Source organism: Laceyella sacchari (assembly GCF_004343255.1).
Taxonomy (GTDB): domain Bacteria; phylum Bacillota; class Bacilli; order Thermoactinomycetales; family Thermoactinomycetaceae; genus Laceyella; species Laceyella sacchari.
Map to the genome: position 1 here is coordinate 25,611 of NZ_SMDD01000002.1, position 15,791 is coordinate 41,401.

Sequence of the window (15,791 nt, forward strand, 5' to 3'; positions counted from 1 at the left end):
GGGTTTCACTAGATGAAACTGACCTATATCATTTTGCGTTCGCTAAAAGGAGGTTCCACGATGACAAACGACCTGTTTCACGTTCGTTCCAAACTGAAAGTCGGGGAGCAAGAGTATGTTTACTATCGTCTGAACGGATTGGAAGAGCAAGGGATTGGCCCTGTCTCCCGCTTGCCTTTCTCCATCAAAGTGTTGCTGGAAGCAGCCGTGCGTCAATACGACGGCAAAGCTGTAACCAAAGAACATATCGAACAATTGGCCACTTGGGCTGACAAGCGCTCCGACAAAGAGATCGCATTTAAGCCTGCCCGCATTGTATTGCAAGACTTCACCGGTGTTCCGGCCGTGGTGGACTTGGCCGCGCTCCGTTCGGCTATGGCGCGCGTCGGCGGCGACCCAGAACGCATTAATCCGCTTATTCCGGTTGACCTGGTGATCGACCACTCTGTTATGGTTGACAAAGCGGGAACCCAAGACGCACTTGAGTACAACATGAATTTGGAGTTTGAGCGCAACGAAGAACGTTACCGCCTGCTCAGATGGGCAGCTGAATCGCTTGACAATTTCCGCGCCGTACCGCCGGCAACCGGGATCGTGCATCAGGTCAACTTGGAATACTTAGCCAATGTAGCAGCTACCCGCGAAGTCGACGGTGAAACTGTCGTTTTCCCTGATTCCCTTGTCGGAACCGACTCCCATACGACGATGATCAACGGCTTGGGCGTCGTCGGTTGGGGTGTAGGCGGAATCGAAGCAGAAGCTTGTATGTTGGGACAACCGCTGTACTTCATCACTCCGGAAGTCATCGGTTTCAAACTGACCGGACAATTGCCAGATGGTGCCACCGCCACTGACTTGGCACTCACCGTAACCGAAATGCTGCGTAAAAAAGGAGTCGTCGGCAAGTTTGTCGAGTTCTACGGACCGGGACTTTCCAATCTCAGCCTGGCAGACCGGGCCACCGTCGCCAACATGGCTCCTGAGTATGGTGCGACCATCGGCTTCTTCCCCGTCGACGACGAAGCGTTGAACTACCTCCGCAACACTGGCCGGGATGAAGAATTGGTCACCTTGGTGAAAGAATATTACCAAGCACAAGGCTTGTTCCGTACCGACGATACGCCAGACCCAGTCTTCACCGACACCGTTGAACTGGATCTCAGCACCGTCGTCCCCAGCTTGTCCGGACCAAAACGCCCGCAAGACCGCATTGAACTTACCGCTATGAAAGAAGCTTGGAATGAAACATTGCGCAAGCCTATCGATCAACGCGGCTTCGGCTTGAGCGAAGAAGAATGCGCCAAATCAGCGCAAGTCAGCCTGCCGGACGGTTCCTCCTATCAATTGGATCAAGGCGCAGTTGTGATCGCAGCGATTACCAGCTGTACCAACACCTCCAACCCGTCCGTAATGGTTGGCGCCGGCTTGGTAGCGAAAAAAGCGGTTGAAAAAGGACTCACTGTTAAACCATTCGTCAAAAGCAGTTTGACACCTGGTTCCAAAGTGGTAACCGATTACCTCGAAAAGGCCGGTTTGATCGAACCATTGGCCAAATTGGGCTTCACTGTCGCTGGTTACGGTTGCGCCACTTGCATCGGCAACAGCGGTCCGCTGTCTGATGAAGTGAGCAAAGCGATTGAAGAAAACGACTTAACTGTGGCATCAGTCCTGTCCGGAAACCGGAACTTTGAAGGACGGATTCATCCGCTGGTCAAAGCCAACTATCTGGCATCCCCACCACTGGTAGTTGCTTACGCGCTCGCGGGAACGGTGAACATCGACTTCGCTACGGAGCCCATTGGCCACAATGATGCGGGTGAAGCCATCTATCTGAAAGACATCTGGCCAAGTTCGCACGAGATCAGTCAAGTGATGAACTCCGCAATCAGCGCCGAGCAGTTCCGCAAACAATACGCGCAAGTCTTTGACGCCAACGAACGTTGGAACCAGCTGCCAACCCCCAAAGGCGTGCTGTATGAATGGGATCAAGATTCAACTTATATCCAAGAGCCTCCATTCTTTGTCGACATGTCCGCCGATGTGGAAGAAATCAAGCCGATCACGGGTGCGCACATCCTGGCGCTGCTCAACGATTCCGTGACCACCGACCATATTTCTCCCGCCGGTAGCATCGCTCCGACCAGCCCAGCTGGACGCTACTTGCAAGATAAAGGCGTGGCTGTCAAAGACTTCAACTCGTACGGCTCCCGTCGTGGTAATGACCGGGTAATGACACGTGGAACCTTCGCCAACATCCGCATTCGCAACCAAATGGTGCCGGGTTCAGAAGGTGGCGTAACCAAACATGTGCCATCCCAACAAGTGATGTCCATCTACGATGCAGCGATGGAATACAAAAAATCAGGCACCCCATTGGTCGTCATCGCGGGCAAAGAATACGGTACTGGCTCTTCTCGTGACTGGGCCGCCAAAGGGACCAACTTGCTCGGGGTAAAAGCTGTCATCGCGGAAAGCTTTGAGCGGATCCACCGCAGCAACCTCGTCGGCATGGGCGTGTTGCCGTTACAGTTTGCCAACGGAGCTAATTGGCAATCGCTCGGCCTTGACGGCACAGAGAAAATTGATATCGCCGGCTTGAACGACGAAGTGACTCCAGGTCAAACGCTCACTGTGACCGCAACCAAACCAGATGGCTCTTCTGTCCAATTTGATGTAACTGTGCGCCTGGACAGTGTTGTGGATATTGAGTATTACCGCAATGGCGGCATTTTGCAAACAGTATTGCGCCAAATCCTGGCCAACCAAGAAGAGAGCAAAGCATAACCATGGAGTTTCGCGATCCATTTGGGAATCGCGTTGAGATGATACAAATGCTATGATAAAAGCAGTGCCAACATGGCACTGCTTTTCTATATGCAATCCATTTGAGATGACAGGTGATAACCATGGATTTTTTGTCTTATTTCTCAGCCACGCTCAATCAACTGCCGTTTTTGCTGACAGCGGTATTGATCGGGTTAACCGTGCATGAGTTCGCTCACGCTTTTGTAGCGACCCGCTTCGGGGACCCAACCCCCCGAAACGATGGACGCCTGACTCTGAATCCAACCGCCCATCTCGATCTGATGGGAACATTATTCTTTATCTTCTTCCATTTCGGTTGGGCCAGACCCGTCTTGGTCGACCGCCGTCACTTTCGTCGACCGCGACTGTACAGCATTCTCGTCACCTTTGCGGGCCCATTCAGCAATCTTCTTGTCGCCTTGGTCACCATGGCGCTCTGGATGGTAGCCACCGCCGCTGGCTTAATGGATGGAATATCTTCGCAAGCCGGTTATATCGTCAACACCTTGTTTGGGACCATTGTCCATATCAATGTGTTGTTGTTCTTCTTCAATCTCTATCCGTTCCCACCGCTGGATGGCTATCGCATAGTGGAAGACTTGGTCTCTCCCCGCCTACGAGCCAAGATGGGACAATATGAACAGTGGGGCATCTTTGTATTCCTTATCTTGGCCATCACACCGCTTGGCCAATTTGTCTTTGGACCAATGTTCAACTATGCGATCCCCATGACCATCGAGGCGATGAGTAATCTCCTCTCATTGCTGTTCATGTGAACAACCTTCGCTATGGAAATCCAGCTTGCTTTCTTGCGCGAGACACGTCTCCAGTCAAAAAGGCACCCCCCCTTCACGCACACCGTCAAGAGGGGGCGTTGCCATACCTTGCATATTCGCCGTCACCATGCCTTCGCCAACTCTAACTCATCACGCAAAGGAATCCCATGGTACCCGATGACCGGAATGGTCGGCTTCATCCGGCGTGCGGCATCGACAGCCCCTGGAAACAGGCGCACCAACCGATAGCCCCGTTTTTGATAAAAAGCAAGCGCATGCAGATTATCATTGGTAGTGATCAGGTACAGGCGCGTCGTTCCCATGGCTTTCACTTCCTGCTCAGCGCGCGCCAGCAACGCCCCACCGATGCCTTGGCCTTCCCGCAAGGCATTGAGGCTCATCAGTTCGGCATCTTGTTCGTCCATGCGCCAAGTAACCGCTCCCACGGGTTCCCCGCCACTGTAGGCGATCACTGCCTGTACATCCGCCAAAGCGGTGCTACGGCCGCGGGTGATCATCGTTGTTCCACCCCATTCCTTTTGCCATAACGCCTCCAGCCACTGTCTTTCCTCATCCGTCTCTGCCAGCCTTAATTCCAATTCTGTCATACTGGTTCCCTCATCCCGTTATCGTTCTTGTTGATAGGAAAAAGTCTGCATCGTCCGATACCATGCACTAACCGTGCCTTCCTTAACGCCAGCAGTCAGCCATTTGCGCTTGCCGTGACGCCGGCATTGGCCACATTCCATCAAAATCAATTGATCAGCCAGTTCAGCCAAGGCCATATCCCGTTCTGTGGCGATCAGCGTAATCCGGTCTTTGGACGGGTGCCGCAATTCTTGCCACAACAAAGCCCGCCCCAATGGGTCCAACCCCTCTGTAGGCTCATCCAAAATCCATATGCGCGGCTTGCCGATCAATCCGTGCGCCAATAAAAAGCGCTTCAGCGCCCCACCGCGCAGTTGGTACAACGGTGTATGGCGCACACCGGCCAATCCCCAACGCGTCAGCAATTCCATCGCCCGTTTGCGAGACCGCAACACCCGCTTGCTACGCGCTTGCAAGATCAGCGACTGTTCCACGGTCATATCATTGTCAAGTTGCTTAGCATGCGGTATATAGCTAATGATTTGTTTGAGCGGCGACACACTGGATATTCCCGATGCCATCAAGCATCCCCGCGACCATTCTACCATTTCTTTGTCTGTCAGTTGATACAGCACATTGCCGTCATCCGGTACCATCACTGTCGCTGTCACTCGGAGCAAAGTGGACTTGCCCGCTCCCCGTGGCCCTAGAACCACTGTGATCCCTTCACTGACTGATGCTGAAAAATCAAGTAAGCCGATGTTCTTCATTTGGTTCCGAGCTGGGCGGGTCCGTGCATCAGATATTTCATAACATTTTCTGATATGAGACCATTCAATCCGCATGATTCACCCATCCCTTCCTAACCCAATTACGCTGAAATTCCATGTATGATTGTGTATGTTAATGTTCTAATCTCAGAATAAATTTCACTCTCCAACTACTTACAATTTAAGTATAGCTTGATAAAATCAGGCACCAACCCGCTTTTTTCGCAAAATAATGACAAATATGTGAACGGCATACCTATTCTTTGTTGACAGAAAATTATTGTCATGATACTTTAAATTCTGGACACCTTCATATGTGAAAGACGGGAGCTTGGAGTAAGCCAGGCTGAGAGGGCGGAGCACTCTGCCGCCGACCGGTTAACCTGATCTGGGTAATGCCAGCGTAGGGATGGGTTGGAACCGCTTCATTGCGGAACCTTGTCGAACAAGACACTTGTCGACGGATTTTCTGCTATGATGCGCTCCTTCACACTTTGACCATTCAAGTCATACGCGCTGGGCGTATGGCTTTTTCTATGCACACATACACACCACCGTATTCTCCTCACGGCGCATCGACACACCGCACATATCGGTTGCGCTTGCACGCGCCGCCATTTCTAATCACCCCGACCATCGCCTCTGTTTGCCCCTGCGCGCCAAACTCCTGTCCATATGACCGTCCGAACAAGAGCGCAAGGAGTGTTGTGATATGGAACGATATTTTTTTCCCAATAGCCGCAAGGTATATGTACCCGGTTCACGCCCGGACATTCAGGTGCCAATGCGGGAGATCCAATTGTCTCCGACCACCCATGCTCAGGGAGAAACCCCAAATGAACCGGTGCGCGTCTACGATACCAGCGGCCCGTACACCGATCCAGACGCTTCAATCAATTTGGAGCAAGGTTTGCCCAAACTGCGGCGGCAATGGATTCTGGAACGCGGGGATGTGGAGGAATACGAAGGCCGCAAGGTGCAACCGATCGACAATGGGTTCAAATCCGAGGAAAAAGCAAATCTCTTACGCACCTTTCCCCAAACGGGTTCACGCCCATTGCGCGCGCTCCCTGGCCGAAGCGTAACCCAGATGCACTACGCGCGTAAGGGCATCATCACGCCGGAAATGGAATTCATCGCTATCCGTGAAAATGTGACGCCTGAATTCGTTCGGGAAGAAGTGGCCAGCGGACGCGCTATTATCCCGAGCAACATCAACCATCCAGAAGCGGAACCAATGATTATCGGCAAAAATTTTCACGTCAAAATCAATGCCAACATCGGTAACTCCGCCGTAACTTCTTCCATTGAAGAAGAAGTGGAAAAAATGACTTGGGCTACCCTGTGGGGTGCTGACACGATCATGGATCTGTCCACAGGGAAAAACATCCACAACACCCGGGAATGGATCATCCGCAACTCACCCGTACCAGTGGGCACCGTACCTACTTACCAAGCACTTGAAAAAGCTGGTGGCGATCCGGCCAAGCTCACTTGGGAAATGTACCGCGACACGCTGATTGAACAAGCCGAGCAAGGTGTTGACTATTTCACCATTCATGCGGGTGTATTGTTGCGATACATTCCGCTCACTGCCAACCGTACAACAGGTATTGTATCTCGCGGCGGTTCGATTATGGCAGCTTGGTGTCTCGCCCATCACCAGGAAAACTTCTTGTACACGCATTTCCGGGAAATCTGCGAGATCCTGCGGAGCTATGATATTTCCGTTTCTCTCGGAGATGGATTGCGTCCTGGATCGATTGCAGATGCCAATGATGAGGCGCAGATGGCTGAACTGTATACCTTGGGTGAACTGACCAAGATCGCTTGGGAATACGATGTGCAAGTGATGATTGAAGGGCCTGGCCACGTGCCGATGCATAAAATCAAAGAAAATGTAGACATTCAACAAGAAGTGTGCCAAGAAGCTCCCTTCTACACCCTGGGCCCATTGACGACTGACATCGCGCCAGGCTACGATCACATCACTTCAGCCATCGGCGCGGCAATGATCGGTTGGTTCGGGACCGCCATGCTTTGTTATGTCACCCCGAAAGAGCATCTGGGATTACCTAATAAAGAAGACGTCAAAGAAGGGGTAATCGCGTACAAAATCGCCGCTCATGCCGCCGATCTGGCGAAAGGCCACCCTGGCGCCCAAAAACGGGACGATGCCTTGTCCAAAGCGCGGTTTGAGTTCCGCTGGCGCGATCAGTTCAACCTCTCGCTCGATCCCGTACGGGCGCAGGAATACCATGATGAAACCTTGCCAGCGGAACCGGCCAAGACAGCCCATTTCTGCTCCATGTGCGGCCCCAAGTTCTGCAGCATGCGAATTACACAAGATATTCGCGAATATGCCGAGCAAAACGGGTTAAGTCTGGCCGAAGCAGCGGAAGTAGGCTTGAAGGAAAAAGCGGAGGAATTTAAAGAGAAAGGTTCCTCTTTATACCAATAACCTGCCAACAACAAAGAAGAAACGCTGACTACGGCGTTTCTTCTTTGTTATGTTTAAATGGATACCAGCCGATTGCCTCATACATGGGGATGCGACCCAAGTGGGAGCGGTACAAGACCACGCCTTCTACCAACCAAGGCTGTTCAATCTCTGGAGACAAGCTTATTTCGTTCAGTCGATCATAGGGAAACCGACTTTGTCGATATTTGCGGGCCAAGGTGATGTGTGGGCGGTATGGACGATCATCGGGCTTAAAGCCGAGTGGACGCATCCTGGCTGTCACCAATGATTGCAGAGCATGCAAGCGCTCCAGCTCACCCGTTGCACCTACCCATAAAATCTGAGGGCGATCTGGACGCCCGAACGTTCCGATCCCCTCCATTGCCAGCCGAAACGGAACGGTTTCCTGTGCCAACAGCGTTAACGCTTCTTTGACTTGATTTAGTTGCTCCGCCGCAACATCTCCCAAAAATTGAAGGGTTAGATGATAATCCGCCTCGTGCACCCATTTGGTAAACGGCCATTCTTCCTTCTTTTCGCATACCCACGCCTTCAATCCGGCTCGTTGCGCCGCCGGGATGGGCAAAGCCACAAAATACCGCTCAGTGGATGCTTCCTTCATCTCTCTTCCCTCCTTTTTAAAAGCAAAGCCCAGCTATGCGGGTAGCTGGACTTTGGGTGCATATGTAGATTATGCATTTAATGCTTTTTTAGCCGCCAACACAGGCGCCTCATAATCAGGATGATTGGTCACCTCTGGTACATATTCCACATACACGATCTGATCGTTGCGGTCAACGACAAATACTGCGCGAGCCAACAGGCGCAGTTCTTTAATCGCTACACCGTATGCGGTACCAAAAGAGAGGTCCCGATGATCAGACAGGGTTTGGACGTTTTCCACTCCAGCCGCACCGCACCAACGCTTTTGGGCAAATGGCAAATCAACGCTGACGGTCAGCACTTTTACCCCATCCAATTTGGCAGCTTCTTCATTGAAACGGCGTGTTTGCATATCGCACACGCCCGTGTCCACGGAGGGAACAACGCTGATGATACGTACAGAACCCTTGCTGCTGTCCAGTGTCACCGGGCTCAGATCATTGGCCAACACCGTGAAGTCCGGCGCTTTGTCGCCTACTTTTAATTCCGGTCCCAACAGGGTCACCGGGTTTCCTTTAAAGGTCACTGCTGCTTGGCGTTCAATCGTCATGGTATATAGCCTCCTTTTTTTTGGCTCGTCTCCATCTTACCATGAGGCCGAGATCAGGAAAATCCCCCACCCCAGGCGGATTCCCCCCCACTTGATTTCATCTACAGGATATCCACTTTTTCTTTGAACATGCCTGTTGCTCCCCCATTTTTCATTCTTCTTCATCCATGCTATAGTGACAAAGAAAGTGATCTAAAGGGGAGCGATACCGGAATGAATATCCAAGTGAGCGAATTGGCATTGGCAAAGATGAAATGGCTGATCTGGCAAGAACAAAGCACGGCCCCGCTGGCGTTCCGGGTCATTTCCCTGACCTCGGGTTGCGGTGCACCAACGTTTGCCTTGGAAATGACCGAACCCACACCTGCCTTTCAGACCAAACGTATCGACGGCGTCCTGTTCGCATGGCTGCCGCAAGATGCCAAGTGGATGGATGGCTTGGTCATTGACCTCAATCGGGAAAACGGCAAATTTTCCATTTATCATCCCCACCCTTCATTCATGTCTTCGTGCCCATTTGAATGAAATAAATAGAAAGGGATGCGGCCTGGCCAACAATTCGCTATTCCCCGTCAACAGATGTCAAATAGGAGTGGATAAAAAGATGCTGGCCAATAAATGGATGATCGGCGGAGTGATTACGCTCATCGTCTTACTCCTCCCGTTTTGCACTTTGTGGAACCTCGTCTCGCGTTATGACCATGCAGAACCTAGTGCAGAGCATCACCACATCGCCGTTGTCCTGGGAGCCGCCCTTTGGGATCAACAGCCCAGCCCCGCCCTCAAAGAGCGGTTAAATCTGGCACTTCGCCTGTACAAAGAAAAACGGGTGGATTATCTATTGCTATCTGGAGGATTGGGCGTGAGCGGGATCACCGAGGCGGAAGGCATGAAGCGCTACCTAATCGCACGCGGTGTGCATGCTGACCACCTCATATTGGAAGACCGATCCAACAACACCAAGGAAAACTTGAAATACTCCGCCGAATTACTGAAACAATCAAAAGGGGAAAAAGTTGCCCTCATCACCCATGATTACCACATGTACCGCGCCCTCAATTATGCACGGCAAGCGGGGGTACGCGCCACTCCTGCACCGGTTCATTCCCAAGTGCTGTTCACACCTTACCACAAAGCGCGTGAATGCCTAGCCTTAATTAAGCAGAAACTGTTGCGGATGTGAGCTTGGCGCGGGTTCCATCCCCGCGTTTTTCCACATTCGTCACTCGTCTTTCTCCGCCATGGAGCGTTGTCTTACTGCGGTCCGCAACCTCTCATCAACGATGCGGATTTGCATCAAACCACCTGTGCCAGGACGTCCTTCTTTGATTGCCGCCAACCGCGCTTCGGTCTCTTTTATTACCGCAGCCATATCAATTCCCATCCACTCCTCAGGATACGCCGCCAGCTTTTCCAGCGCTGCCGTCCACAACTTAACCGCCCCTCCAAGATTTCCGTTGCGTTGGTGGTACAGACCGACAGCCACTTGCAACAACCCTTGGTAAAACCGTTCCCGTCCTTCCTCCAGCCAAAGCTCTTCCAACACTTCATGGCACTCATAATAATCTTGTTCCACGTTAAAATAATAAAGAAAATCAATATACAATTGCGGATAAGCCATCTGTTCACCTCTCGTGGGAGCAACCGCCAATTGCTCCTATGTTTTTGCCCACGCTTCCGCTAGAATAGATAATAAGTGAACGACAGAAAGGATGGCGTCTACGTGAATTTGGAAACAGCCACGCGCGAAAATCTTGAACACATCGTCAACAAGATTAAAGACAGCCTGAAAATCGTCAACGCCGCAATCATCACCGCGGATGACTTCAAGCTGGAACAATACGAGGAATTGCTAGACATCTATCGCATGATTGAAAAAAAACAGGGCCGATTATCCATGATGGAGATCGAAGGCGTCTTGGACGAATTGCGAGATCTGAAACAAAACAAATAGCCCCGCTTTTCACACCATTGGTGCGCGAACCGTTAAGAAAAGCCCCTCTCCAACCGCTAACCGGTTTGGGAGAGGGGTTTATTCCATCTATTTCATTTTAGGCAAAGCATTGCGCCAAGGCATCCGGCAACGGCACTGCCTTACGCTCTATCAAGTCGATGGTGCAACTGATCACTTCTGCATCAGCAACCAATTCTCCACGCTCATTCACAATCTCATGCTTCAGCACGAAGCTGGTGCGCCCTTTGCGGATCGGCTCGGTGCTAATGGTCAGTTTCTGGCCCAACCTCGCCTCTTTTCGATAATTGATGTTGATGTTGACCGTGACTGTGCCCACATTCTGTTCCGATAAAAGATCAAAGGGCAAGCCCGCCCGGTTGTACCAATCTTCCCGGCTCCACTCCATGTATTCCAGGTATTTGGCATTGTTCACATGCCCCATCACATCAATCTCCGTTGGACGAACTTCGATTTGAATCGCCGTTTTCATATCGCATGCCTCCGCTGCTCGCTTCTCACTCGTATCCGGCCTGTTCCAATGCATCCAGCAAATCAAGCAATTCCACCCATCCTTGCCGGTCGCGATGGGCCCCCATCTTTTCTGTCAGGTGTTCTTGGTTCCACAAAAAAGCCCGCAAAGTGAAAATGTTCATTTCCAACCCCACTTCATGGTACTCCTCATGGAAACAAGCCTCAAATAGGCCGGCCAACTCCGCATACGCATCATGCGGCGCCAGACGCTCCAAGTAGAAAGCCATTCGAATCTTGCGCCAACCATGCAGTAGCCGTTGCTTCAAAAAGCTTTGCCGATAACGCGACCATTCTCCATGCAACAACATGTCCGTCTCAGGTTGGTGGTCTGCGATTTCATTGATGATGTGAAAAACGGTATGCATTTGGTCAGGATTTAATTCCATTGTGCTGATGGATTGTACTTTAATATTCAACTTCTTCAACGATGGAATCAATTCCCTCATTTTCATTATGGATGCCCCCTATAATAAAACCGAAAACCATGTCACCATTTACTTCATCTCTTTGCGAATGAAATGTGCGGCTGCCAAGTCGACCCCGGATGAATGAAAATGACAAATGCAAGGGACGCCGACGGCAACCGCTTTATTCGCCCTGTCTTTTTGCCTCAATATCCGCTTCGCTTATTCATTCCGATGTATTCATTGTTTTCGTTGATTTGCGTTAAGTTAAAACGAACAGGGAGGCTGAATTTTTTCCCTGTTCATTTTATTATTATATCTGAAAACCTTTCCAATAAGAGGAACGGGGGATTATTTTTAAATTTTCGTCAAATGTGCAAAGGAAAAAGCCCCCAAGACGGGTTGGGGGCTTGGTTTGGCGTGTGTGTGTTATTTCTTGTTCACCATATGAATAGCGTGTCCCAACACACCTTCCGCCGCTTCCATGATCGTCTCTGGCAGAGTCGGATGAGCATGGATGGTCAGTGCGATGTCTTCGGCGTTTGCACCCATCTCCACCGCAAACACAGCTTCGCCGATCAGAGTGGATGCTTCCGGACCAACAATTTGCACACCCAAGACTTGCTTGGTTTCTTTGTCCGCCACGATTTGCACGAAGCCGTCCGCATGGTTCATGGACAGAGCCCGACCGTTAGCCGCAAAGGCAAAACGGCTTACCACCGGCTCATACCCTTCCTCCTTGGCTTGTGCCTCAGTAAGACCGGTATAAGCGATTTCCGGATCGCTGAAAATGACAAACGGCATCGCTTGATAATCGATCACGCTGTTCATTCCGCACATTACTTCTGCCGCGATTTTCGCTTCATAGCTCGCTTTGTGAGCCAACAGTGCACCACCTGCGCAATCGCCAATCGCGTAAATGTGCTCTACGTTAGTGCGGCATTGTTTGTCGATTTTGATGAAGCCGCGTTCGTCCGTCTCTACTCCCGCGAATTCCAAACCTAATTCATCGGTGTTGGGTTTGCGGCCGACGGCAACCAAGCAATAGTCAGCAGAGAATGTTTTTTCTTCGCCATTTACGGTTGCGCGGACAACAACTTCGTCACCAGTGTTTTCCCCACCTTGCACCATCGCTTCGGTGATCACGGTAACACCCAGCTTTTTCAGCTTGCGGGTAACCATTTTGGTCAAGGCTTCATCCGTGCCCGGCAGCAACGATTTGGTTCCTTCCAGAATCGTTACCTCAGCACCAAGTTTGGCATAAGCGGTACCCAGCTCCAAACCGATGTAGCCGCCACCCACCACGATGAAGCGTTTCGGTACTTCTTGCAGGTTGAGCGCTTCGGTGGAGGAAAGGATCCGTTTGCCGTCAAAAGGCAGGATTTTCAATTCGGCCGGACGGGAACCGGTAGCGATGATCACATCATTAAACTTATATGTTTGGCTAGCATCTTCGCTCACCACACGCAGGGAGTTAGGTCCGCTGAAATAAGCTTCCCCGCTGATGATCTCCACTCCGTTGCCTTTGAGCAGGCTGTTCACGCCGCCGGTCAATTTTTTAACCACACCGTTTTTCCACTCGATCAATTTCGGCATGTTCACGTTGACGTCGCCGGACACTTCAATGCCCATCTCACCCGCTTCTTTGATCCCCATATACCGCTCAGACGCGGAAATAATCGCTTTGGAAGGGATACAACCGCGGTTGAGGCAAACGCCGCCAACCGTATCTTTATCTACAATCGCTACGGAACGTCCCAGCTGGGCCGCACGAATGGCCGCAACATATCCTCCTGGGCCGGAACCGATGACGAGAACATCTACTTCTTGTGCCAAATCACCTACTACCATCTTATCTCATCTCCATCATCAAGAGTTTTGGATTTTCCAAGAGCTGTTTCAAACGGCTTAAGAACCGGGCAGCGACATCTCCGTCGATCAGGCGGTGGTCAAAGCCCAAGGAAACGTGCAGTTGCGGACGAACGACGATTTCTCCGTTATGCACAACCGGCTTTTCTTTGATCGCTCCGACACCCAAGATGGCCACTTCCGGATAGTTGATAATCGGGGTGAACAATTGGCCCCCCAGATTACCCAAGCTGGAAATGGTGAAGGTGCTTCCTTTCATCTCACTTGCATCCAGCTTCATTTGGCGCGCGCGGCTCGCTTTGTCAGCCGTTTCTTCCGCCAAGTCAAACATGGATTTGCGATCCACATCTTTGATCACTGGCACCAGCAAGCCATTGTCGGTCGCCGCAGCCATACCGATGTGGTAGTAATGCTTAATGACGATTTCTTGATTTTCATCATCGATCGAAGCATTTAAGGTTGGGAACTCGCGCAGGGCCGCAACGACTGCTTTCATGATAAACGGCAGATAGGTCAATTTGATGTTGCGCTCTTGCGCGATGCTTTTGCCCCAGTTGCGCAACTCAACCAGTTCGGTGACATCAAATTCATCCATGATGTGCACATGCGGTGCAGTGTGCTTGCTTTCCACCATGCGTGTTGCGATGGTGCGACGAATACCACGCAATGGGATACGTTCTTCCGTGCCGACGGTCTCGATGGCTGTTTTGGACGGTGCCACACCAGATGCCGCTTTGGTCGCAGGCGCTTCAGCAGCGGTTTCTGCCGGAGCAGCTGCTTGTTTGCCGCCAGCCGCAAAGTTGCGCACATCTTCAGCCAAGATGCGTCCATGTTTGCCCGTTCCGGGCACTTGTGTGATATCTACGCCCAATTCGCGCGCCAGCTTACGCACAGACGGCATCGCCGACACATTGCCGCGTTTAGCCGGCGCTTCCGTTTTGGCCGACTCTACTTGAACCGGTTCAGCCGGTGCTTTTTCCGCTTGCGCCGCTTCCTCTTTAGCAGGCGCTTCGGTTGCCGGAGCCGGTTCGGCGCCTTCCACATCGATCAGAGCGATGGTAGAATGAACGAGGGCAATATCCCCTTCTTTCACTTTCAGTTCACGAACCGTGCCCGTAACTGGTGAAGTGATTTCCACTACCGCCTTGTCGGTTTGCACCTCTGCGAACACGTCAAACTCTTCGATTTTGTCTCCCACATTGACATGAAGCTTTACTATCTCACCTTCGTGGATTCCTTCACCAACATCAGGCAATTGAAATTCGTATGCCACGAGAGCAACCTCCTATCTGACTCAAGCTACCTAGTTTTGTTCAATCTGGTCATGAAAAAGAAGGCGGTGACCCGACCACCTTTTTCGTGGCGGGTATGACCACCGCTCATTGCTATGTACCATGCCAAACATGCAACAGTACACAGGTTGTCCGTTCCAATCTCATCAGAAGTCGAGCACTTCGTTGATCGCCTTCACGACGCGTGCGGCATCCGGCACCCACTCATCTTCAATCAATTGGTAAGCCAAATGCGTATCCGGCGGTGTCACGCGTTTTACCGGTGCTTCCAATTTGAGAATAGCGTGCTCGTTGATCAGTGCAATCACATCTGCGGCCACACCAGCAGAGTATGGCGCCTCTTGCAAGACGATGGCACGGCCGGTTTTTTCAACCGAGCTGACGATGGTTTCAACATCCAGCGGGCTCAGGGTGCGCAAGTCAATCACTTCCACTTTCGTGCCGCGCTCTTTTTCCGCTTGCTCTGCCGCTTTCATCGCCGTATGCACCATCGCACCGTACGTGATCACGGTGATATCTGAACCTTCCCGCACAACGTTGGCTTTGCCGATCGGTACGGTGTATTCGCCTTCTGGCACTTCACCTTTCAATGCGAAGTACAATTTCAAATGCTCCATGAAGAAGACCGGGTCGTTGTCGCGGATCGCCGAGATCAACAATCCTTTGGCATCATAAGGGTTGGATGGGCAAACCACTTTGATCCCCGGCGTTTTGGTCAACCACGCTTCCAAGCTGTCGGCATGCAACTCCGGCGCCTTCACACCTGCGCCAAATGGCGTGCGGAAGACGATTGGGGCGGAATAGCGACCACCGGAGCGGTAACGCATCCGCGGAGCTTGCACCGCGATAGAGTCAAATGCTTCTGGAATAAAACCGATGAACTGAATCTCAGCAATCGGACGGAAACCTTGGACAGCCAGACCCACAGCCAGACCACCGATGCCCGACTCCGCCAGCGGGGTGTCAAGCACGCGGTGTTCACCAAACTCTTTTTGCAAACCGTCGGTTGCACGGAAAACGCCGCCGTTGGTTCCCACATCTTCACCAAATACCATGACGTTTGGGTCGCGCTTCAGTTCCACGCGCATGGCATCATTGATCGCTTTCACCATTGTCATTTGTGGCATG

Annotated in this window: 16 protein-coding genes and 1 riboswitch; of the genes, 6 read left to right on the plus strand and 10 right to left on the minus strand. The window is 51.6% G+C overall.

What is annotated here, in order from left to right; translation table 11 throughout:
• Positions 1-60 precede the first annotated feature (60 nt).
• Positions 61-2,784: an aconitate hydratase AcnA gene (gene acnA, locus EDC32_RS07245; protein ID WP_132221051.1), complete on the plus strand. Its 2,724-nt coding sequence runs from the start codon at positions 61-63 to the stop codon at positions 2,782-2,784.
• Between the two features lie 122 nt (positions 2,785-2,906).
• Positions 2,907-3,581 carry a site-2 protease family protein gene (locus EDC32_RS07250; protein ID WP_132221053.1) on the plus strand — a complete coding sequence of 225 codons (675 nt, stop codon included), beginning with the start codon at positions 2,907-2,909 and terminating at the stop codon, positions 3,579-3,581.
• Positions 3,582-3,703: 122 nt separating this feature from the next.
• On the opposite strand, the gene EDC32_RS07255 is transcribed toward EDC32_RS07250, so the two are convergent.
• Both EDC32_RS07255 and EDC32_RS07260 read right to left on the minus strand, forming a co-directional pair.
• Entirely contained in the window at positions 3,704-4,189 is a 486-nt protein-coding gene (locus EDC32_RS07255) for a GNAT family N-acetyltransferase (RefSeq protein WP_132221055.1), read from the minus strand.
• An 18-nt stretch (positions 4,190-4,207) separates the two neighbouring features.
• The gene (locus tag EDC32_RS07260; protein ID WP_132221057.1) at positions 4,208-5,014 is read right to left on the minus strand and encodes an ABC transporter ATP-binding protein; all 807 of its coding nucleotides are present in this window, start codon (positions 5,012-5,014) and stop codon (positions 4,208-4,210) included.
• Positions 5,015-5,252: 238 nt separating this feature from the next.
• Positions 5,253-5,366, plus strand: a riboswitch (TPP riboswitch).
• Positions 5,367-5,651: 285 nt separating this feature from the next.
• On the opposite strand from EDC32_RS07260, the gene thiC reads away from it, so the two are divergent.
• Positions 5,652-7,400, plus strand: coding sequence for a phosphomethylpyrimidine synthase ThiC (thiC, locus tag EDC32_RS07265; RefSeq protein WP_132221059.1), 1,749 nt, complete (start codon positions 5,652-5,654; stop codon positions 7,398-7,400).
• Positions 7,401-7,428: 28 nt separating this feature from the next.
• Here thiC and thpR read toward each other — a convergent pair whose 3' ends face one another.
• A complete protein-coding gene (gene thpR / locus EDC32_RS07270; protein ID WP_132221061.1) occupies positions 7,429-8,022 on the minus strand; it encodes an RNA 2',3'-cyclic phosphodiesterase in 594 nt (197 codons plus the stop codon).
• 69 nt (positions 8,023-8,091) lie between these two features.
• Positions 8,092-8,613: a thiol peroxidase gene (tpx, locus tag EDC32_RS07275; RefSeq protein ID WP_022736989.1), complete on the minus strand. Its 522-nt coding sequence runs from the start codon at positions 8,611-8,613 to the stop codon at positions 8,092-8,094.
• 213 nt (positions 8,614-8,826) lie between these two features.
• Here tpx and EDC32_RS07280 point away from each other — a divergent pair, with 213 nt between their 5' ends.
• Both EDC32_RS07280 and EDC32_RS07285 read left to right on the plus strand, forming a co-directional pair.
• Positions 8,827-9,138: a hypothetical protein gene (locus EDC32_RS07280; RefSeq protein ID WP_102993253.1), complete on the plus strand. Its 312-nt coding sequence runs from the start codon at positions 8,827-8,829 to the stop codon at positions 9,136-9,138.
• A gap of 79 nt (positions 9,139-9,217) precedes the next feature.
• Complete coding sequence (locus EDC32_RS07285; RefSeq protein WP_158283268.1) at positions 9,218-9,796, plus strand: YdcF family protein; 579 nt, start codon at positions 9,218-9,220, stop codon at positions 9,794-9,796.
• Positions 9,797-9,835: 39 nt separating this feature from the next.
• Here EDC32_RS07285 and EDC32_RS07290 read toward each other — a convergent pair whose 3' ends face one another.
• On the minus strand, positions 9,836-10,234 hold the full coding sequence (locus tag EDC32_RS07290) for a DUF309 domain-containing protein (protein ID WP_132221065.1): 399 nt from the start codon (positions 10,232-10,234) through the stop codon (positions 9,836-9,838).
• A gap of 102 nt (positions 10,235-10,336) precedes the next feature.
• Here EDC32_RS07290 and EDC32_RS07295 point away from each other — a divergent pair, with 102 nt between their 5' ends.
• The gene (locus tag EDC32_RS07295) at positions 10,337-10,567 is read left to right on the plus strand and encodes a DUF1128 domain-containing protein (protein ID WP_158283269.1); all 231 of its coding nucleotides are present in this window, start codon (positions 10,337-10,339) and stop codon (positions 10,565-10,567) included.
• A 97-nt stretch (positions 10,568-10,664) separates the two neighbouring features.
• Here EDC32_RS07295 and EDC32_RS07300 read toward each other — a convergent pair whose 3' ends face one another.
• From EDC32_RS07300 to EDC32_RS07320, 5 genes are all read right to left on the minus strand, one after another.
• Positions 10,665-11,057 carry an acyl-CoA thioesterase gene (locus tag EDC32_RS07300; RefSeq protein WP_246026889.1) on the minus strand — a complete coding sequence of 131 codons (393 nt, stop codon included), beginning with the start codon at positions 11,055-11,057 and terminating at the stop codon, positions 10,665-10,667.
• A 25-nt stretch (positions 11,058-11,082) separates the two neighbouring features.
• Positions 11,083-11,550, minus strand: a complete 468-nt coding sequence (locus EDC32_RS07305) for a hypothetical protein (RefSeq protein WP_106342241.1) — start codon at positions 11,548-11,550, stop codon at positions 11,083-11,085.
• A 381-nt stretch (positions 11,551-11,931) separates the two neighbouring features.
• A complete protein-coding gene (lpdA, locus tag EDC32_RS07310) occupies positions 11,932-13,353 on the minus strand; it encodes a dihydrolipoyl dehydrogenase (protein ID WP_022736996.1) in 1,422 nt (473 codons plus the stop codon).
• Position 13,354: 1 nt separating this feature from the next.
• On the minus strand, positions 13,355-14,644 hold the full coding sequence (locus EDC32_RS07315; protein WP_132221069.1) for a dihydrolipoamide acetyltransferase family protein: 1,290 nt from the start codon (positions 14,642-14,644) through the stop codon (positions 13,355-13,357).
• Positions 14,645-14,809: 165 nt separating this feature from the next.
• Positions 14,810-15,790, minus strand: coding sequence for an alpha-ketoacid dehydrogenase subunit beta (locus EDC32_RS07320; RefSeq protein WP_132221071.1), 981 nt, complete (start codon positions 15,788-15,790; stop codon positions 14,810-14,812).
• Position 15,791: the final 1 nt, after the last annotated feature.